Annotated in this window: 14 protein-coding genes; 11 read left to right on the forward strand and 3 right to left on the reverse strand. The window is 38.0% G+C overall.

Features of this window, described 5'->3' with window-relative positions; translation table 11 throughout:
• Positions 1 to 191: 191 nt before the first annotated feature.
• The 7 genes from NKI27_RS07355 (at position 192) to NKI27_RS07385 (ending at position 7,122) form a co-directional block, all read left to right on the forward strand.
• Entirely contained in the window at positions 192 to 1,670 is a 1,479-nt protein-coding gene (locus NKI27_RS07355) for a glycosyltransferase family 61 protein (RefSeq protein WP_265049024.1), read from the forward strand.
• Positions 1,671 to 1,704: 34 nt separating this feature from the next.
• Positions 1,705 to 2,106 (forward strand): sugar 3,4-ketoisomerase, encoded by a 402-nt coding sequence (locus NKI27_RS07360; protein WP_265049025.1) that lies wholly within the window; start codon positions 1,705 to 1,707, stop codon positions 2,104 to 2,106.
• A 107-nt stretch (positions 2,107 to 2,213) separates the two neighbouring features.
• Positions 2,214 to 3,239, forward strand: coding sequence for a methyltransferase (locus tag NKI27_RS07365; RefSeq protein WP_265049026.1), 1,026 nt, complete (start codon positions 2,214 to 2,216; stop codon positions 3,237 to 3,239).
• 95 nt (positions 3,240 to 3,334) lie between these two features.
• The gene (locus NKI27_RS07370; RefSeq protein ID WP_265049027.1) at positions 3,335 to 4,288 is read left to right on the forward strand and encodes a hypothetical protein; all 954 of its coding nucleotides are present in this window, start codon (positions 3,335 to 3,337) and stop codon (positions 4,286 to 4,288) included.
• Positions 4,288 to 5,025, forward strand: a complete 738-nt coding sequence (locus NKI27_RS07375) for a class I SAM-dependent methyltransferase (protein ID WP_265049028.1) — start codon at positions 4,288 to 4,290, stop codon at positions 5,023 to 5,025. Before NKI27_RS07370 ends, NKI27_RS07375 begins: the two co-directional genes overlap by 1 nt.
• Positions 5,012 to 6,397: an NAD(P)-binding protein gene (locus NKI27_RS07380; RefSeq protein ID WP_265049029.1), complete on the forward strand. Its 1,386-nt coding sequence runs from the start codon at positions 5,012 to 5,014 to the stop codon at positions 6,395 to 6,397. Before NKI27_RS07375 ends, NKI27_RS07380 begins: the two co-directional genes overlap by 14 nt.
• Entirely contained in the window at positions 6,397 to 7,122 is a 726-nt protein-coding gene (locus NKI27_RS07385; RefSeq protein WP_265049030.1) for a class I SAM-dependent methyltransferase, read from the forward strand. The genes NKI27_RS07380 and NKI27_RS07385 overlap by 1 nt, the downstream gene beginning before the upstream one ends.
• Here NKI27_RS07385 and NKI27_RS07390 read toward each other — a convergent pair.
• Positions 7,109 to 8,206, reverse strand: coding sequence for a DegT/DnrJ/EryC1/StrS family aminotransferase (locus tag NKI27_RS07390; protein ID WP_265049031.1), 1,098 nt, complete (start codon positions 8,204 to 8,206; stop codon positions 7,109 to 7,111). The two genes, NKI27_RS07385 and NKI27_RS07390, sit on opposite strands and share 14 nt — an antisense overlap.
• Positions 8,207 to 8,433: 227 nt before the next feature.
• On the opposite strand from NKI27_RS07390, the gene NKI27_RS07395 reads away from it, so the two are divergent.
• Genes NKI27_RS07395 through NKI27_RS07410 form a run of 4 tightly spaced genes read left to right on the forward strand, consistent with a single transcriptional unit; the run spans position 8,434 to position 12,111 of the window.
• Positions 8,434 to 9,153 (forward strand): LbetaH domain-containing protein, encoded by a 720-nt coding sequence (locus NKI27_RS07395; RefSeq protein WP_265049032.1) that lies wholly within the window; start codon positions 8,434 to 8,436, stop codon positions 9,151 to 9,153.
• Between the two features lie 7 nt (positions 9,154 to 9,160).
• On the forward strand, positions 9,161 to 10,690 hold the full coding sequence (locus NKI27_RS07400; RefSeq protein ID WP_265049033.1) for a class I adenylate-forming enzyme family protein: 1,530 nt from the start codon (positions 9,161 to 9,163) through the stop codon (positions 10,688 to 10,690).
• Entirely contained in the window at positions 10,687 to 11,826 is a 1,140-nt protein-coding gene (locus NKI27_RS07405) for a Gfo/Idh/MocA family protein (protein ID WP_265049034.1), read from the forward strand. The genes NKI27_RS07400 and NKI27_RS07405 overlap by 4 nt, the downstream gene beginning before the upstream one ends.
• Before the next feature lie 33 nt (positions 11,827 to 11,859).
• Positions 11,860 to 12,111, forward strand: coding sequence for an acyl carrier protein (locus NKI27_RS07410; protein WP_265049035.1), 252 nt, complete (start codon positions 11,860 to 11,862; stop codon positions 12,109 to 12,111).
• Here NKI27_RS07410 and NKI27_RS07415 read toward each other — a convergent pair.
• Positions 12,104 to 13,108: an FkbM family methyltransferase gene (locus tag NKI27_RS07415; RefSeq protein WP_265049036.1), complete on the reverse strand. Its 1,005-nt coding sequence runs from the start codon at positions 13,106 to 13,108 to the stop codon at positions 12,104 to 12,106. The two genes, NKI27_RS07410 and NKI27_RS07415, sit on opposite strands and share 8 nt — an antisense overlap.
• A gap of 22 nt (positions 13,109 to 13,130) precedes the next feature.
• Positions 13,131 to 15,053, reverse strand: a complete 1,923-nt coding sequence (locus NKI27_RS07420; RefSeq protein ID WP_265049037.1) for a hypothetical protein — start codon at positions 15,051 to 15,053, stop codon at positions 13,131 to 13,133.
• Between the last annotated feature and the right edge of the window lie 46 nt (positions 15,054 to 15,099).

Below are 15,099 nucleotides of genomic sequence, written 5' to 3' on the forward strand. Positions count from 1 at the left end.
TTTTACTACTTCTAGATATAAGTGGGTTGGCAATACTCTTGGAGATATTTAACTTGTAGAATATTTGTGCAAGTATCCTTTAATGCTGCAACGGCTTGAATGCTAATTAAACCTTTGGTAAGAATTATGCTTGTTTGCAAGTGGTAGAATTTAATTAGTGGCTATTAACTTAATGGGGTAATAAAAAACATATGGATAATGCCATACTAATCGAAAAAACTCGGCAATTATTACTAATGAATGCAGATGTATTACCTCTGGATCTGTGCAGTCTTGCCAATGCATGGGTAGCTATTAAAGATCATAGGATGGCTCATGCACTGTATAATAAGGCTTATACTTTAGCGCCTAATGACGATGTAGTAATGGAAGCATATGTTAGCTTCTTATGTGCTCTCAACAAGCAAAGAGAAGCCTTAGACTTATTATTGCATGCGCATAATGATATTAATTATTCCGCTGCTCGCATAGGTTGGATACATACCTTAGCTCACCTTAAATCGACTGACGATATAGATTTTCCAATACTCAAAGATTTTCAGCATTACTGTCTTGAAAATAATATTCCAGTGAAACAAGTTGCAGCTTCAGAAACGTTATACTTATCTCCTATACATTCATTTCCAAAAACACATACTGATACCCTCCATGGTTTTTATGACACTCACCCTGTGTATATGGCAGAAGTACCTAATGCCATAGTAACCGCTGAATCGCATGCTTTTTTTGCAGGGGACTCAGCAATAAGAGAAGAGTTCTCACTACTCCATCGTGATGATTTAGTCTTAAATGATGAACGAGATAAATTGATCATTTATATACCAACACTTCGTTCTCCGGCGAAAAGAGGAATAGCCAATAAGCGTATGGTAGACGAGGAAGTTGAAGAGTTAGTATTAAATTTAATCGGTTCAACATGTTCGAATTATTATCATTGGTTAATAGAATGGGTGCCTCGAATTATGGTGTTAGATGAAATTAATGAGCCAGTAAAACTTCTTATTCGCAAGCAAGTACCAGAACAATTTAAAGAGATTATCAGGGTGGTTACAGGAGGGAGGTATCAAATTCTTGAGTCAGGTACGGATAACTGTGTGTCAGTAAAACGTTTGATTCACACCAATGGTTGGGCAACCATGCCGTGTGATATTAGGGCGGATAAAAGACCTCTTCTTCAAGATACACTGATTAGCCCGAAATCTATCTTCTGGCTGAGAGAAAAAACAAAGCACCTGAGAACAGACTGCCTAGCAACTAGAAAGATTTACCTTAAGCGTTTAGGTGACTCACGACGTAGTTTAATTAATAGCGATGAAGTTGAATCATTGGTTCAGGAATATGGTTTTGAAATAGTGGTGCCTGAAACTCTGTCATTTTCGGATCAGGTGAGAATATTCTCAGAAGCATCTATTGTTATAGGGCAAGCGGGTGCTGCTTTGGCGAATATTGTGTTTTGTAACCCCGGGGCACTCGTGGTTCCTATTGCTGTAGGGGAGGGATCGCATGCAGACTATTCTGTATTTGCAAAATTAGCGCAAATAGTGAATCTTAATTTAACGTATTTTTTAACGAATGAGAATGCTGCTGATCATACTTATAAATCTTTCGTTACTTTTTATGTGGATCAGTCTTCTTTCAAGCAATATTTAGATACGCTGAATGACATCTAGTGATGCCCCTTGCCGTAATAAAAGGTAGAGAAATATGGAAGTTAGGTTTATTGAGTTCCAAAAGCATGGAGACGATAGAGGCGCGTTAATTGCTCTTGAACAGGATATAAATATTCCATTTGATATTAAACGAGTTTATTACCTGTTTAATACAGAAAAGGATATTCGAAGAGGAATGCATGCGCATAAAAATTTAAGGCAACTTGCGGTTGCAGTTAAAGGATCTGTCAGGTTTCTTCTTGATAACGGAACAGAGAAAATAGAATTATTACTAGATAACCCTTCACAAGGGTTATATATAGGTCCGGGTGTGTGGAGAGAAATGTATAGTTTTTCTGATGACTGTGTGCTGATGATTCTTGCTGACCATGTGTATGAGGAATCAGACTACATCAGAGATTATGATTTATTTATTAAATCTGTGGTCAAAAAATAATGGAATAGTCTAAGAGTATAAGTTGATTATGATTGCTGCCAGCTACTACTAGATTATGCATAATAAGAGAAAATTATATTAAGTTAAAACAATAATAGGGTTCAATTTTGGGAAAACACTTTTTTAAACCTGAAACACAAGACGCTTTAAAAACATTGTTAACGGATGTAAAAAGCTACTTTAGATCGGTGTCTCTAATTAAGGCTATTGAGTCTAACTTACCTGAACTATTAGCTGAAAATGAGCTGAGTTTGGATGAGATTTGTGCCTATTATAGGTGGAATTCAGTAGCGACAAGGTTGTTATGTGATACGTTAGTCACTATGGAGTGGTTTGAAGTTAATGAGGCGGGTGTCTATAGAAATAGTCAAAAAATGTTAACTCTATTGCCTGAGTTGCCGAAGCTAGCTCCGCTGGTTGATGACTGGTCTCGAGGCATGGTAGACATGTCTACCATGCCAGAGTTTTTATTGAATGATACTTGGGACAGTGGAAAAGTATCAGAAAAATATAGCTATACACAAGGTCTGGCCACTAAGGAAGAAACAGCTAATTACTCTAACGCAATGCTTGATAGTGTTGAACCTATGGCTGATTCATTGATTCAGACAATTGATTTTTCATTGTTTAAAAAAGTTCTGGATGTGGGTGGAGGGTATGGCCTACTAGCTCATTATATTAAGGTAGGCAATCCGTTGATAGAGTGGGTGGGAGTGTTTGATTTGCCTCTGGCCGAAGAGGGCTTCAAAAAGCTACAGAATGATCAGGTGCTGGACCCATCGCTGCATTTTATTCCAGGCGATTTTTTTAATAGTGAATTAAATGACGCATATGATTGCATTACTCTAAATAGAATCCTTTTTGATTGGAATGATGAGAAAGCAAAGAAGATAGTTTCTATGTGTCAAAAAGCGCTAAAGCCGGGTGGAATCTTGATTGTGCATGAGGGATGTTATCGGCTTGATTTTAATAGGATTGCGGCTTCTTGGTTGCATTTGCTAGTTGGTGGGCGCTTGCGAACGTGCGAAGAAGTTAGGGCTGTTATTTCTGAAAATACTGAATTAAAAATTGATAGTACACTAAAAAGTAAAATTCCAGATTGGTATATATTTGTTGCAAGTAAATCGTCATAACGAAACCCTTTTTGAGTATGATGAATTGTCTTGAAAATCGATGATTATTGCGAAAGAGCGTATCAGAACAATGACATGGTGTTGGAATATTTATTGTGAAATTAGACATAGTTAATGCGAGTATTGCTGAGAACTCTAGCCAAGAAGCCGAAGGGCTTCTATTTCAACGTTTGAGTTATAATCAACTCTATATAGATAGCGGCTACGAAATTGTAGAGTTCAGGTTCAAAAAAAATAATATACTGTGTTTAAGTCTTGTCGCAGGGGTCAAAAATAAAGCGTTAAAGAGCCCATTTTCTGCTCCGTTCGGAGGTTTTATTGAACATGTTAGCCCGCTGTCGATATCAGATTATATAGCTGCCGTTGAGTTATTAAAATCCTACCTTGTATGCAATAAAATACTAGAAAGTTATATTACTCTTCCTCCTGATTGTTATGGTGCGCCATTAATTGCTAAGCAAGTGTTTGCACTGCAGGCGGCTGGGTATGAAGTAAAACATAGTGACTTAAATTACTCATTAGATCTGAGAAAAAACTCATTTGATGATGGGCTCAAAAAAATAGCTAGACGTTGTCTTAAAAAATCTAAATCACACAAACTGGATTTTTCTCTCTGTGAAGATGCCGAGAGAGTCGTAATGGCTTATGATGTTATTCAGAAGAACCGGATACAGCGAGGTAACCCGCTGAAACTAAGTCTTGAAAATTTACTTGCGGTGAAAAGGCTATCAGCGGTTGATTTCTTTATAGTGAACTATCAAGGACAAGCCATAGCAAGCGCTGTAGTATATAAAATAGCTGAACGTTTTGGGCAAGTCATTTATTGGGGGAATGATATTGAGTTCAATTCTTTAAATTCAATTCATTTTTTAGCCGAGAACTTATTTAACTACTATAAACCATGTTTAGATACTTTAGATATTGGACCTTCGTCGTTAGAGGGTGTGGCAAATATTGGCTTGTGCCGGTTTAAAGAGTCGTTAGGTTGTGACGTTACATTAAAGCTTAACCTGTCATTAAATAATCAGCGAACTGAAGAACGATCCTAATGCGGGATATCAATATCTATCAAGACGAATATAAAAATAATCCATTTGAAGAGCATTTGATTTTTTATCGTCATAGAAAAACGCTTGAGTTTCTTCGTAAGCATCATGCCAAAAATATTTTAGAAATAGGTTGTGGTCTGCGGCCGCTCTACGAGTATTACACCGACTTTGATTCCTTGGTGATTGTAGAACCGTCTGAAGATTTTTGCGCAGAAGTAAAGAGATTGAAACCTGCTAACGTAATTCTTATGGAGGGTGTTTTTGATGGGGCGCTTGTTGAAAAATTAAAAGAAAAATTTGATTTTATTGTTATTAGCAGTTTACTCCATGAACTCGATAACCCTGCTGAGCTAGTGAAAGCGGCGATTTCTGTTGCGAGCCCAGAAACGTTTTTTCATATAAATGTTCCTAATGCTAAGTCTTTTCATAGATTGTTGGCTCTTAAAATGGGCTTGATAAGTAGTCTATATGAGAAGTCTGAGCGACAACATCGATATCAACAAAATACTACATTTGACCTAGACTCGCTGACAAAACTTCTAAAAGAGTGTGGTTTGATAATTGAGAGTAAAGGGTCGATTTTTATTAAACCTTTCACTCATCAACAGATGCAAGCACTATTAGATAAAGAGGTTTTTAGTTCTGATTTATTGGAAGGGTTAGATGCGTTAGTTTCTGAATTTCCAGATAATGGTGCAGAGATATTTGTAAACGGAAGGATAAATGAAGGAATATGATTACGTTATTTTAGGGGGGAATCTTTGTTCTCTTGTTGTAGCTAATGAGCTCGCTTCTGCAGGTAAGCGTATTGCTTTAGTTGCTCCCGAAAAATCTATAGGCGGGCATTTTTCTGAATATTCTGCATTTGGGTTTGATTTTGATCTTGGTATGGTGCTGCTAGAGTTTGACTCTTATATGGAGCAAACTTCAGATCTTTCTTTATATAATGACGTTACATTAGGGCGGGTTGGTGCATTTAGTGACGTAGTCGAAGCTTATTTAAAGAAGCATGTGGAGTATAAACGGGTCGATGATATTGTTGTGTCAAATAATGGCAGAATAACGGCAGATTATTTCATTTCTAATGACCTGAGTGGTTTAAATGATCTATTTACCTCTGAGCAACAGACATTAATTAAAGCTCAGTTAACTGACTGTATGTTAGTTAACGAGTATCACCCCAGTAACAAAGCGTGTGGTTCTAATTATAATTGCGTTAGTTTTTCTGCTAGCTCTGAATCTAATCATGGGGCGTTTTTACATCAGGCGTTATTTGAGCCATTAGTTAACAAGGTAACTAACCTTTCGTCTAAATATCTTTTAGGAAAGTACCATCGTCTTTTTTGGGCTCCTATTTACTACCCCGAGACCTTACTCAAACAATTTAAAGAAGGGGACTCAGGCTTGAGTCCTACGGCATTTAGCTATCCTGTCAAAGGAAATATTGCAACAATCACCAAGGCCCTCTACCAGCAGGTTTGTGATTGTGATGGAGTAGAAATTTATCAAGACACCTCTTCTTTAGAGAATAAGAGTGGGAATTGGCTAGTAAATAACGAAATGACAGCGCCGAAACTTATTTCTTCATTGCCTCAAAATATACTGGCCTCTTTGTTAGATATTAAGCAACGTCCTCTTGTAAAAACCTCTTATGTTCTAATTTTCATGAAGGTGGAGGATGTTTGTGATTTTAATGTTCTCTTTAATGCTGATAACTCATTTTTGTTTTTTCGTATTGTGAATAATGGACGTTTAAAGGGGGAGAGGGGGAGTAGTTATTTAGTCGTGGAGTATAATTACGATTATGTGGTGGCACAGAGCCCTGATTATTTTGAGAAAAGGGCGTATATAAAAGAAATTGAGCGGTTTTTGTCTGAATATAGCATTGTTGAATCTCCAAGGATAACTAATGTGGATGCCGTATATCTAATGAATAAGTTGGCGTTTCCGACACCTGGTAATCTGTCTTCGAATAAATATAACTTATCTCAACTTAGCAAGGTGAGAGGACTTTCTTTAATGGGCCCTTCATTGGGAATTGGAGTATCATCAATGAATAATCAGATAGTTCAAGCACTTAAATATGCATCATCAGAAGGATTAATTTAATGGATGATTATGTCTCAAAGTTAGATGCTATCGCTGAGAGTTACCATAATGCTAATGTCCCTGATAAGTTTATTGAAGAAATTTCTCAAGAGCAAAGTTTGACGTGGATTTTTGAAAAATTAGAGGGAAAGCGATGTATATTGGAATTGGGTTACGGTGATGGAATTATCAATAAACAATTACTAGCTAATGGCTTTTCAGTTGATGTTATTGAAGGATCACCTAAAGTTATAGCGCGTGCGAAAAGTGATAATCCATCGTTAAATATACAACAAACTCTTTTTGAAGCATTTCAGACTGATAAAACATATGACTGCATTCTTGCTTTGCATGTACTTGAGCATGTAGATGACCCCGTAAACTTATTGAAAATGATGGCAGGTTGGTTGTCTGAGAATGGGGAGTTAGTCATTATTGTACCTAATAAAAACTCAATCCATCGCCAGCTAGCAGTAGAAATGGGCTTGCAAAATGAATTGGATGACTTAAGTCCTCGTGATTTGGCTGTGGGTCATCAACGAGTGTACTCACATGAAACATTACGCGAAGATATCGAGAAGGCAGGTTTTAAGGTGATTGAGGAGACGGGATTTTTCTTAAAAACACTGCCGAATGGAATGATGTTAGAGCATAGTCATGAGCTTATAACAGCAATGAATACTATTGCTGATAGAATTCCCCGAGAGCTTTTAGCTAATATTGGTATGATAATTAAAATTGAGTGATGCACTCACTAATATAATCAACTTCATCTAATGAATGTTCAGGGCTAATAGGTAAGCTTAATAGTTCATTACATAGTTGATCGTTGAGCCGTAAATCCAAATTCTTAATATTTATATTAGACACGGCTTTTTGTTTATAAACAGGGATAGGGTAGTGTATCTGAGTTTGTATTCCTTGTTTTTCTAGATAAACTTTTAGTTGGTCACGTCTATTTGATCGGATGACATATTGATGCCACACAGGGTTTGTATTGGGAAGAGTAGTAGGTAGCTGAATGTTTGATAGGTGCCCTAGACATTCGTTGTAATGTTTTGCCAACTTGCTTCGTTGACTATTCCATTGGTCTAAGTATTTAAGCTTAACTCTTAAAAGAGCTGCTTGTAATTCATCTAGCCGACTATTATTACCTATTATTTCTGCATTATATTTTTGTGTTACCCCGTAGTTTCTAATTTTTTTTACCTTATCTATAAGTGCTTGAGATTGGGATGTTACTGCTCCTCCATCACCTAGCGCTCCTAAATTTTTTCCAGGATAAAAACTCCATGCAGCACCAGAGCCAAAGGTGCCTATAGGCTTACCTGAATACAGCGCCCCATGGGCCTGAGCAGCGTCCTCTAATAATAAAAGGTTATGCTGGTTTGCAAAATAGCTAATACTATTCATCTCGCAAGGGTGCCCATATAAGTGAACTACTAGAATCGCTTTTGTTTTAGAGGTTAGGGCATCGGAAAGCAGGCTAGGATTAATATTATAAGTGTCTGGTTTTGGATCAACAGGTACTGGCGTAGCGCCTACTTTTATAACTGCTAGCCACGTAGCAATAAATGTATGGGAGGGAACTATAACTTCATCGCCTGGGGAAACCCCGGCAGCTTTTAAAAGTATTTGTAGGGCATCAAGGCCACTATTAACACCAGCACAATGCCCACTCCCGAGATAAGATGAATAGGCTGTTTCAAACGACTCAAGCTCTTTGCCTAATAGATACCAGCCACTTTCTATTACTTGGTTGGCGGCCTGCTTTAATTCCCTGGTGCAATCATTATGAAGCTTGGCAATATTCTGGAAGGCTACCTGCACTTTTAGTTCCTTGGCGTTGAGGTTGTGTGGCTAGAAAATACTTATAATACACACTATGAATATTATTGCGGATATAATGGAATATGGCCATATAGTTTAGCTTAATGAATGAGCATGGTGAATGATAAGGAGCATTGTGCTAATTTTGACTAAGTAAAACTTATAACATTGGAAGCAAATTGTTATAAGTTGATTATGATATCAACCCTTTTATGGCACTGCGAACAATGAATAAAAAGAAACTAATTATATATGGTAATGGTCATATGGCTAAAATGATCTACCAGTTCGTTAAGTATGATTTTGACGTAGTCGCCTTTACTGTAGACCGGTCTTGTATCGGCGTAGAAAATGTTGAAATAAAAAACATAGCCAGTTTGCCATTAATACCCTTTGATGAAATCGAACAGGCATTTTCCCCTAAGCAATATTATATGCTCACAGCGGTTGGATTTGTTGGGATGAATAATATTAGAGAACAAAAATATCTTGAGGCTAAGGCCATGGGCTATCGGTTTGTGAATTATATTCACTCATCTGTGATCCAGCATAGTTGCCTAACCCTAGGTGAAAATAACATTATTCTTGATCATGCATCCATTCATCCTTACACGGTTATTGGCAATTGTAATTTTATAAGTAGTAATAGCAATATCGGTCATGGTTGTTCAATTGGAGATAATAACTGGATCAATGCAGGGGTAGCGGTGGCAGGGGAGACAAGGATTAAAAGTCATGTTTTTTTAGGGGTAAACTCATCTCTGGGTCACGGCTTATTAATTGAAAGTAAAACATTTGTAGGCGCTAATACTCAGATTAATCGAAATACAGAGTTTGGTAATGTTTTTCTATCAGCAAGTGGTGAGAAGCATCGTATGGCTAGTGAGAGTTTTTTGAGATTTTCAAGTGCGATGAAAGCCAGCCCCATCAAACAAAAAGACGATTAATACCGCTATGTCCATTATTCAAAAGTTTTCAGAAAATGTAACGAAAACACCTAATAAGACAGCCCTGATTGCTGGCAATACTGTACTTACTTATAGGCAGCTAGCTTGCCAGGTATCGAGTATCTCTCATAATTTATTGGCGAAGGGTGTTAAAAAGGGTGATCACGTGGCTGTGTTGTTACCCAATAGCATCGAGTTTGTTATTGTTATGTTGGTCGCGGCTAATATAGGTATTGTCTTAGTGCCTCACAATATGACTTTAGGCAGTAATGCGCTATCACGTGCATTGCAAGCGGCCGATATAAAGCATGTGTTTGCCTGGAATGGCTTGATAACTGATCTGAGGTTAGTTTTTGATGATGAGTTGGCTCAAAATGGCTTGTTGATAGCTGTAGGTGGTGATGTAGATGGCTGTACTGACTTTAATGCGCTTCTGTCTGGCGATCAAGAGTATCGTCTAGCTAATCATAACATTAACCCAGAGCAAGCTTATATATTAACAATGACTTCGGGCTCTACGGGCGACCCAAAGCCGATTGTTTTATCGCAAGGGGTTAAAGAAAAGAGAGCTGAAGCCGCCATAGAGTTGTATGAAGTATGCGCTGATGATGTTGTTTTAGTTGCAACGCCAATGTACCACTCATTGGCAGAGCGCTTAGTTCTTATCCCGCTCATGAGTGGGGGAACGTCTGTGATCTTGGAATCTTATACGGCCAGGAAGTGGATCGATGAAGTGATTGCAAGGGAGGTTAGTTTTTCAATTATCGTGTCATCGCAATTGAAACAAATTTTAGCAGACTTAACGTCGAATCGACGATCTCTCGATTCATTACGCTGCCTAGTGTCTTCTTCTGAACGGCTTCCTGACAGCGTCAGGAAAGAAATGAAACACGTTCTTACTTGCGAGTTCCATGAATGTTATGGTGCATCAGAAATAGCCATTGCAACAAATTTAAACCACCGCTCCGTACAGAATGCCTCGGTCGGAACTGCTGCACCCAAGGTAGAAATTCAAATACTTAGGGATGATGGCACGCTTGCGATGGTTGGAGAAGTCGGCGAAATACTCTGTAAAACGCCGATGCTGTTTTCGGGCTATTATAAAAAAACACCTGAAACAGCATCGTCTATGCGAGGAGAGTATTTTTGTACAGGGGATGTTGGGAAACTGGATAAAGACGGTTATCTAACGTTTCTAGGCAGGAAAAAAGATATCATCATTACCGGAGGTATTAATATTTACCCTAAGGATATTGAAGATGTACTTAACTCACATCATAGTGTGGCCGAATGTGCAGTGATTCCACTGCCGGATGATATCTTAGGTGAGCGATTAACAGCTGTTGTGGTGGCTGAAGCGGGAGAGCAGATTGTAGAGCGACAATTGCAGCGACTGTGCGCAAGAGAATTGGCTGACTATCAGCAACCCCGACACTATATTATTAGTCAAATTCTACCAAAAAATGCCATGGGTAAGGTGATGAAGCAAGCGATTATAAGTCAATTTACTCACAAAGTATCAGCAGGGGCGTCATGAGTCTAAGCGCGGAGAAAAGATGTTTATCTTTAGGCTTTATTGGTGGCTCTATAGATTCTGCCGTTGGGCATACCCATCAAATAGCCAGCCAAATGGATGGGCGTTGGCAGTTGGTGGCGGGCTGTTTCAGTAGAAATAAATCAGTTAATGATAAAACTGCAGCAGAGTGGGGGTTAAGTTCTGAACGCACTTATTCTACTTACAAGGCGCTTATCGAAAAAGAGCAAGGCAAGCTCGATGCTATTGTTGTCCTAACACCTACACCCTCCCATACCGATATTGTAATTGCCGCATTAGATGCGGGCTATGCTGTTATTTGCGAAAAGACGCTGTCGACTTCTAGTCAAGAAGCATTATTAATAGAAGAATCAGTCAAGAGGAACAATGGTTTTTTGGCAGTAACCTTGAATTACTCAGGTTACCCGATGATGCGAGAGTTACGACGCATTATTAAAGCGGGTGATCTGGGCCGTGTTCAGCAAATACAGATAGAAATGCCTCAAGAGGGGTTTATTCGTTTAGATGCCGAGGGAAATCAAACGCAGCCACAGGCATGGCGATTACGGGATAACACCGTGCCTACCATTTCCTTAGACTTAGGCATTCATCTTCACCATATTATTCATTACTTAACTCAAGAACGTCCTGTTGATGTTGTCGCTGATCAGGCTTCCTATGGTTGGTTTAAGGATGTGGTTGATAGTGTTACTTGCATGCTACGTTATACTGATGATATCCGTTGCCAAATGTGGTTTAGTAAAACGGCTTTAGGGCATAGAAATGGTTTAAAGGTGAGGGTCTTTGGAGATAGAGGAAGTGCAGAATGGCTTCAGGTTCAACCAGAGGAGTTATTACTGAGTTATATTAATGGGAAACGTGAGATTGTTGATCGGGCATCCTTTGTTTCTGAAGCTTGCTTGCCTCGCTATAATCGTTTTAAAGCGGGGCACCCTGCGGGTTTTATAGAAGCCTTTGCAAATATATATTGTGATATGGCAGACTGTTATTTTGAGTATAAAAATACCGGTACATACACATCTAGAGAGGTTTATGGTGTGTCGCATGCTGTAGAGGGTTTGCAGCTATTCGAGGCCATTGCTTTGTCAGTAAAGAAACGTTGTTGGGTTTCTATTTAGTTGATTGGATTAACACATTTTTGTAGGTTTATTATGAGTAATGTTGTGAGAGACTTTATCGTTTCTCTGTTGGAAAAAAAGCAAGCAATTCCAGCGGTCTTAGATATAAATGATTATCGGTTTATGGAGTCTGGGCATATTGATTCATTAGCTGTTATGAAGTTTATTTTACAAATAGAAGATAAGTTTGATATTGAGATAAGTGATGAAGATATGCTCTCTCAGCAGTTTCAAACAGTAGGGGGGTTATCAGCAATAGTAAATGAAAAAATTGGGCTCAAATAGCGAATAAAACTGACTCACAAATACCTCCTGAGTAATGTCTAAAATAAAGCTTTCTTTTAACCAGGGAAGACTTAAATAGTTTTAAAATATTTAAAAGGTCATGAGGTAAGTGGTACGCAGAAATAGCAAAGCTATAGTCCGGATTTTCAAATGCCTTAGAGGCTCCTTTTAACGCAGCCATTTCGGCCCCCTCAATATCAAGTTTTACAAGCGTCCGTTGATCTATTTCGAAGCTGTCAATTGTGCGTTGCTCAACTTTAACACCACCTTCCAATACTGTTTTTGCGGAAGTGCCTTCTCCGTCAAATCGGATGTAGCCATTACTCTCACCTAGACAAGCCTTAATAATGTGAACATTGGGGTAATTGTGCAGCTTTCTTCCAACCAGTAAGCGGTTACTGTCAGATGGCTCTAAAACAATAACCTGTTTGTATGAAGGAAAAAACTCGATAAAGCGTTTTGAATCTTCGCCATCGTAAGCACCGCCATCAATTAAGGCTTTAAAGTCACACTTTAAGAGAAAGTCTTCATAATATTGTTGATTAATTTTTACTTTGAATGCTGATAGGTGGTCAATCTTAAGTGTCAGTCTAAAATCTAATATGTTTTTAAATTCTTCTTTTGATAGGTCGTCAGAAAAATTGTCCAGATTATGTAAAAGGGCCTCATAATCTATTCTCATTGCGCTTTGGGCTTGAGTTAAAAATGTAGATTCAAATTCGGCAGGGTATTCATTGATGATGTCACCAATAAAAATAGTTTTAGTAAAACCATCATCAATCAGACGCTTCTGAACTTGGTAGGCACGAGAATTGTTGACAGTATTAATGATTTTTTCACTTTTACTTATGTCACAAAGTGAAATGTTGGGTATGCCCCAAATGCTAGTATTAGGATTTTGTTCGTCAATAATACCTTTGACTGTATAAATCGTTTTTAAATGAGGAGTGTATTCTGTATTTCCAAAAACATAGACTTCTTCTTTTAGTCTATTCATGTCACTTATTCCTGAGTTACGGCTATGCTTTTTTTGGTGAAGTCTTTGTTTTAGCGGTTTCTATCCACCGGATAACATCCACTAATTTACAGCTGGCGACCGCACTCTCGTCACTTTTTTGTTTATAAAACAAATCATAAGGGTTGGATTTTTTTATATTGGTTGAAAGTTCTTCACGGAACGGCTCGTTATGAATTAAATATATGAGGTTCGCTAATAATTCGCCTTCAGACTTTGGCATTAAAATTACCGGTAAGTTTAATTTCTCCAATGCTGTTTGGTCTGAATAAGATGCCAAACCACAACCCTCGCTATAGATAATTTTCGGAATTCCTAGTAATGCAATGTCTGTGTTAGTATTTGATCCGCCAAAAGGGAATGTTCCTATAGCTAAATCACACCTAGACAAATTTTTCATATATGTAGTGTAATCGGCAGGTGGGTAAACTTTTACAGATGCGCCTAATCGTTTAAACAAAGACTTTTCAAAAGCAGTATTATTGCTAGTTAAGAAAAAATTAAACTCGATAGGGGCAGATGAGTGCTCAAGTAATATCTTGCATAGATTTATAAAGCGAATTGTGATCTTTGGTAGCGAGCTATTAATTGCAATCCGTATAACACCATCATGGGGCTTTTGATCAATTTGCGGTCTGTAATCTGGGTGGGGCTCCCAAATAAAGTCTTTTCCTTGGTATAGAGGGGCAAGTTTCTCCATAAAAAATTGTTGGAAATTCCATTCTGCTTTAGGTTCGCTACTGTAACTGTAGTCAATAAACTGAGAGAATGCAGAGGCTGGATGTCCGTAGCACATTAACTGATGCTTAGCTAATCGCATATTAGCTAATGGTATGGTCCATGTTGCCATACCTATAGACGGAAAAAATATAAGGTCGGGTTTTAGTTTAGATATTTCTTTTACTATGCGTACCATACCTGCTACAGAGTCGTCAATATCTATAATTTTGTGAAAGTCAGCCTTTGATTGACTATCGTACTCTTTTGAAGGTGAAACCAATGTAACATGAAAATGTTCTTTCAATAGTTTCAATTCTGGGTGATAGCATCGGTACATGGCGTGCTTAGATGTGTAATGCTCTGAAAGAACGATGATGTTCTTTATTTCAGATGTATCATTAATATAATTGGCAATGTTCTTGTAAGTTTTAGCGGGTATTTGCTTGCTCTTTATCCACTTTTGCAGGGCAATATTAATTGATTGCTTAATTTTATGTCGGTCATCGCGGTCTAGATAAGAACAGAGCATCCAGGGCGACGCTGAGATTTCAACGGCTGTATCATCAAACGGCATTGTTTGAATTAACGGGTGTGCATCAATGACTTTATTTAAATTTGATTCGATTTTTGTATTGTAGGAGTGGTGGCGTCCATAGAGTAGGCCAAGGTACCAATACATCCCCCATAAAGGATCTGCTGTAACTAACTGCTCTACATTAAATTGGATATTGGTGTTCAATGATAAGCAGACGTAAAGAAATAGAATGTCCTGATCTGTTTGCAATTTCAGAGTGTTATTTTCATCTAGGAGGGCCCTGTTGAACAAAATATGATCGGTATTACCATAACAGCTCAGGTAAAAAATATTCATAATATGCGTTTTGTAAATAACAAAGTGCAATAGGGTGACGTTATCAGGAGTATGCTGAGTATCTGAAAGGTAATTTGTGATAGTTGACGCGAGCCTACTATATAAATCAAGCTTGTCGCTAAAAGATAACTGATTTGTAAATGGTACTAACCCAACATGGGAACTTCTGATTTCCCCTTTTTCGTCTGTATACAGCCTGGATTCGATGTCAGATTTGTTATCAATAAAGATAAGTAACCTTGTTAGATAGGCTGCAAACTCGGGGTAGTTTCTTTGAGCAATCAAGCGTTCAAGATCAAAAAGGGTAAAGTTAAGAGGTTTTTTATCGTCTGACATTGATGGCTACCAAAGTACAAATTTTTATTGTTTGAGTGGTTAGGTA

It is taken from the genome of Alkalimarinus alittae (assembly GCF_026016465.1).
Classification (GTDB): Bacteria; Pseudomonadota; Gammaproteobacteria; order Pseudomonadales; family Oleiphilaceae; genus Alkalimarinus; species Alkalimarinus alittae.

Excerpts from the sequence above, each read along its gene's own strand:
- NKI27_RS07375 (WP_265049028.1), top strand. The coding sequence starts at position 4,288 with ATGCGGGATATCAATATCTATCAAGACGAATATAAAAATAATCCATTT.
- NKI27_RS07355 (WP_265049024.1), top strand. The coding sequence starts at position 192 with ATGGATAATGCCATACTAATCGAAAAAACTCGGCAATTATTACTAATG.
- NKI27_RS07380 (WP_265049029.1), top strand. The coding sequence starts at position 5,012 with ATGAAGGAATATGATTACGTTATTTTAGGGGGGAATCTTTGTTCTCTT.
- NKI27_RS07400 (WP_265049033.1), top strand. The coding sequence starts at position 9,161 with ATGTCCATTATTCAAAAGTTTTCAGAAAATGTAACGAAAACACCTAAT.
- NKI27_RS07405 (WP_265049034.1), top strand. The coding sequence starts at position 10,687 with ATGAGTCTAAGCGCGGAGAAAAGATGTTTATCTTTAGGCTTTATTGGT.
- NKI27_RS07415 (WP_265049036.1), bottom strand. The coding sequence starts at position 13,108 with ATGAATAGACTAAAAGAAGAAGTCTATGTTTTTGGAAATACAGAATAC.
- NKI27_RS07395 (WP_265049032.1), top strand. The coding sequence starts at position 8,434 with ATGAATAAAAAGAAACTAATTATATATGGTAATGGTCATATGGCTAAA.
- NKI27_RS07410 (WP_265049035.1), top strand. The coding sequence starts at position 11,860 with ATGAGTAATGTTGTGAGAGACTTTATCGTTTCTCTGTTGGAAAAAAAG.
- NKI27_RS07385 (WP_265049030.1), top strand. The coding sequence starts at position 6,397 with ATGGATGATTATGTCTCAAAGTTAGATGCTATCGCTGAGAGTTACCAT.
- NKI27_RS07420 (WP_265049037.1), bottom strand. The coding sequence starts at position 15,053 with ATGTCAGACGATAAAAAACCTCTTAACTTTACCCTTTTTGATCTTGAA.
- NKI27_RS07360 (WP_265049025.1), top strand. The coding sequence starts at position 1,705 with ATGGAAGTTAGGTTTATTGAGTTCCAAAAGCATGGAGACGATAGAGGC.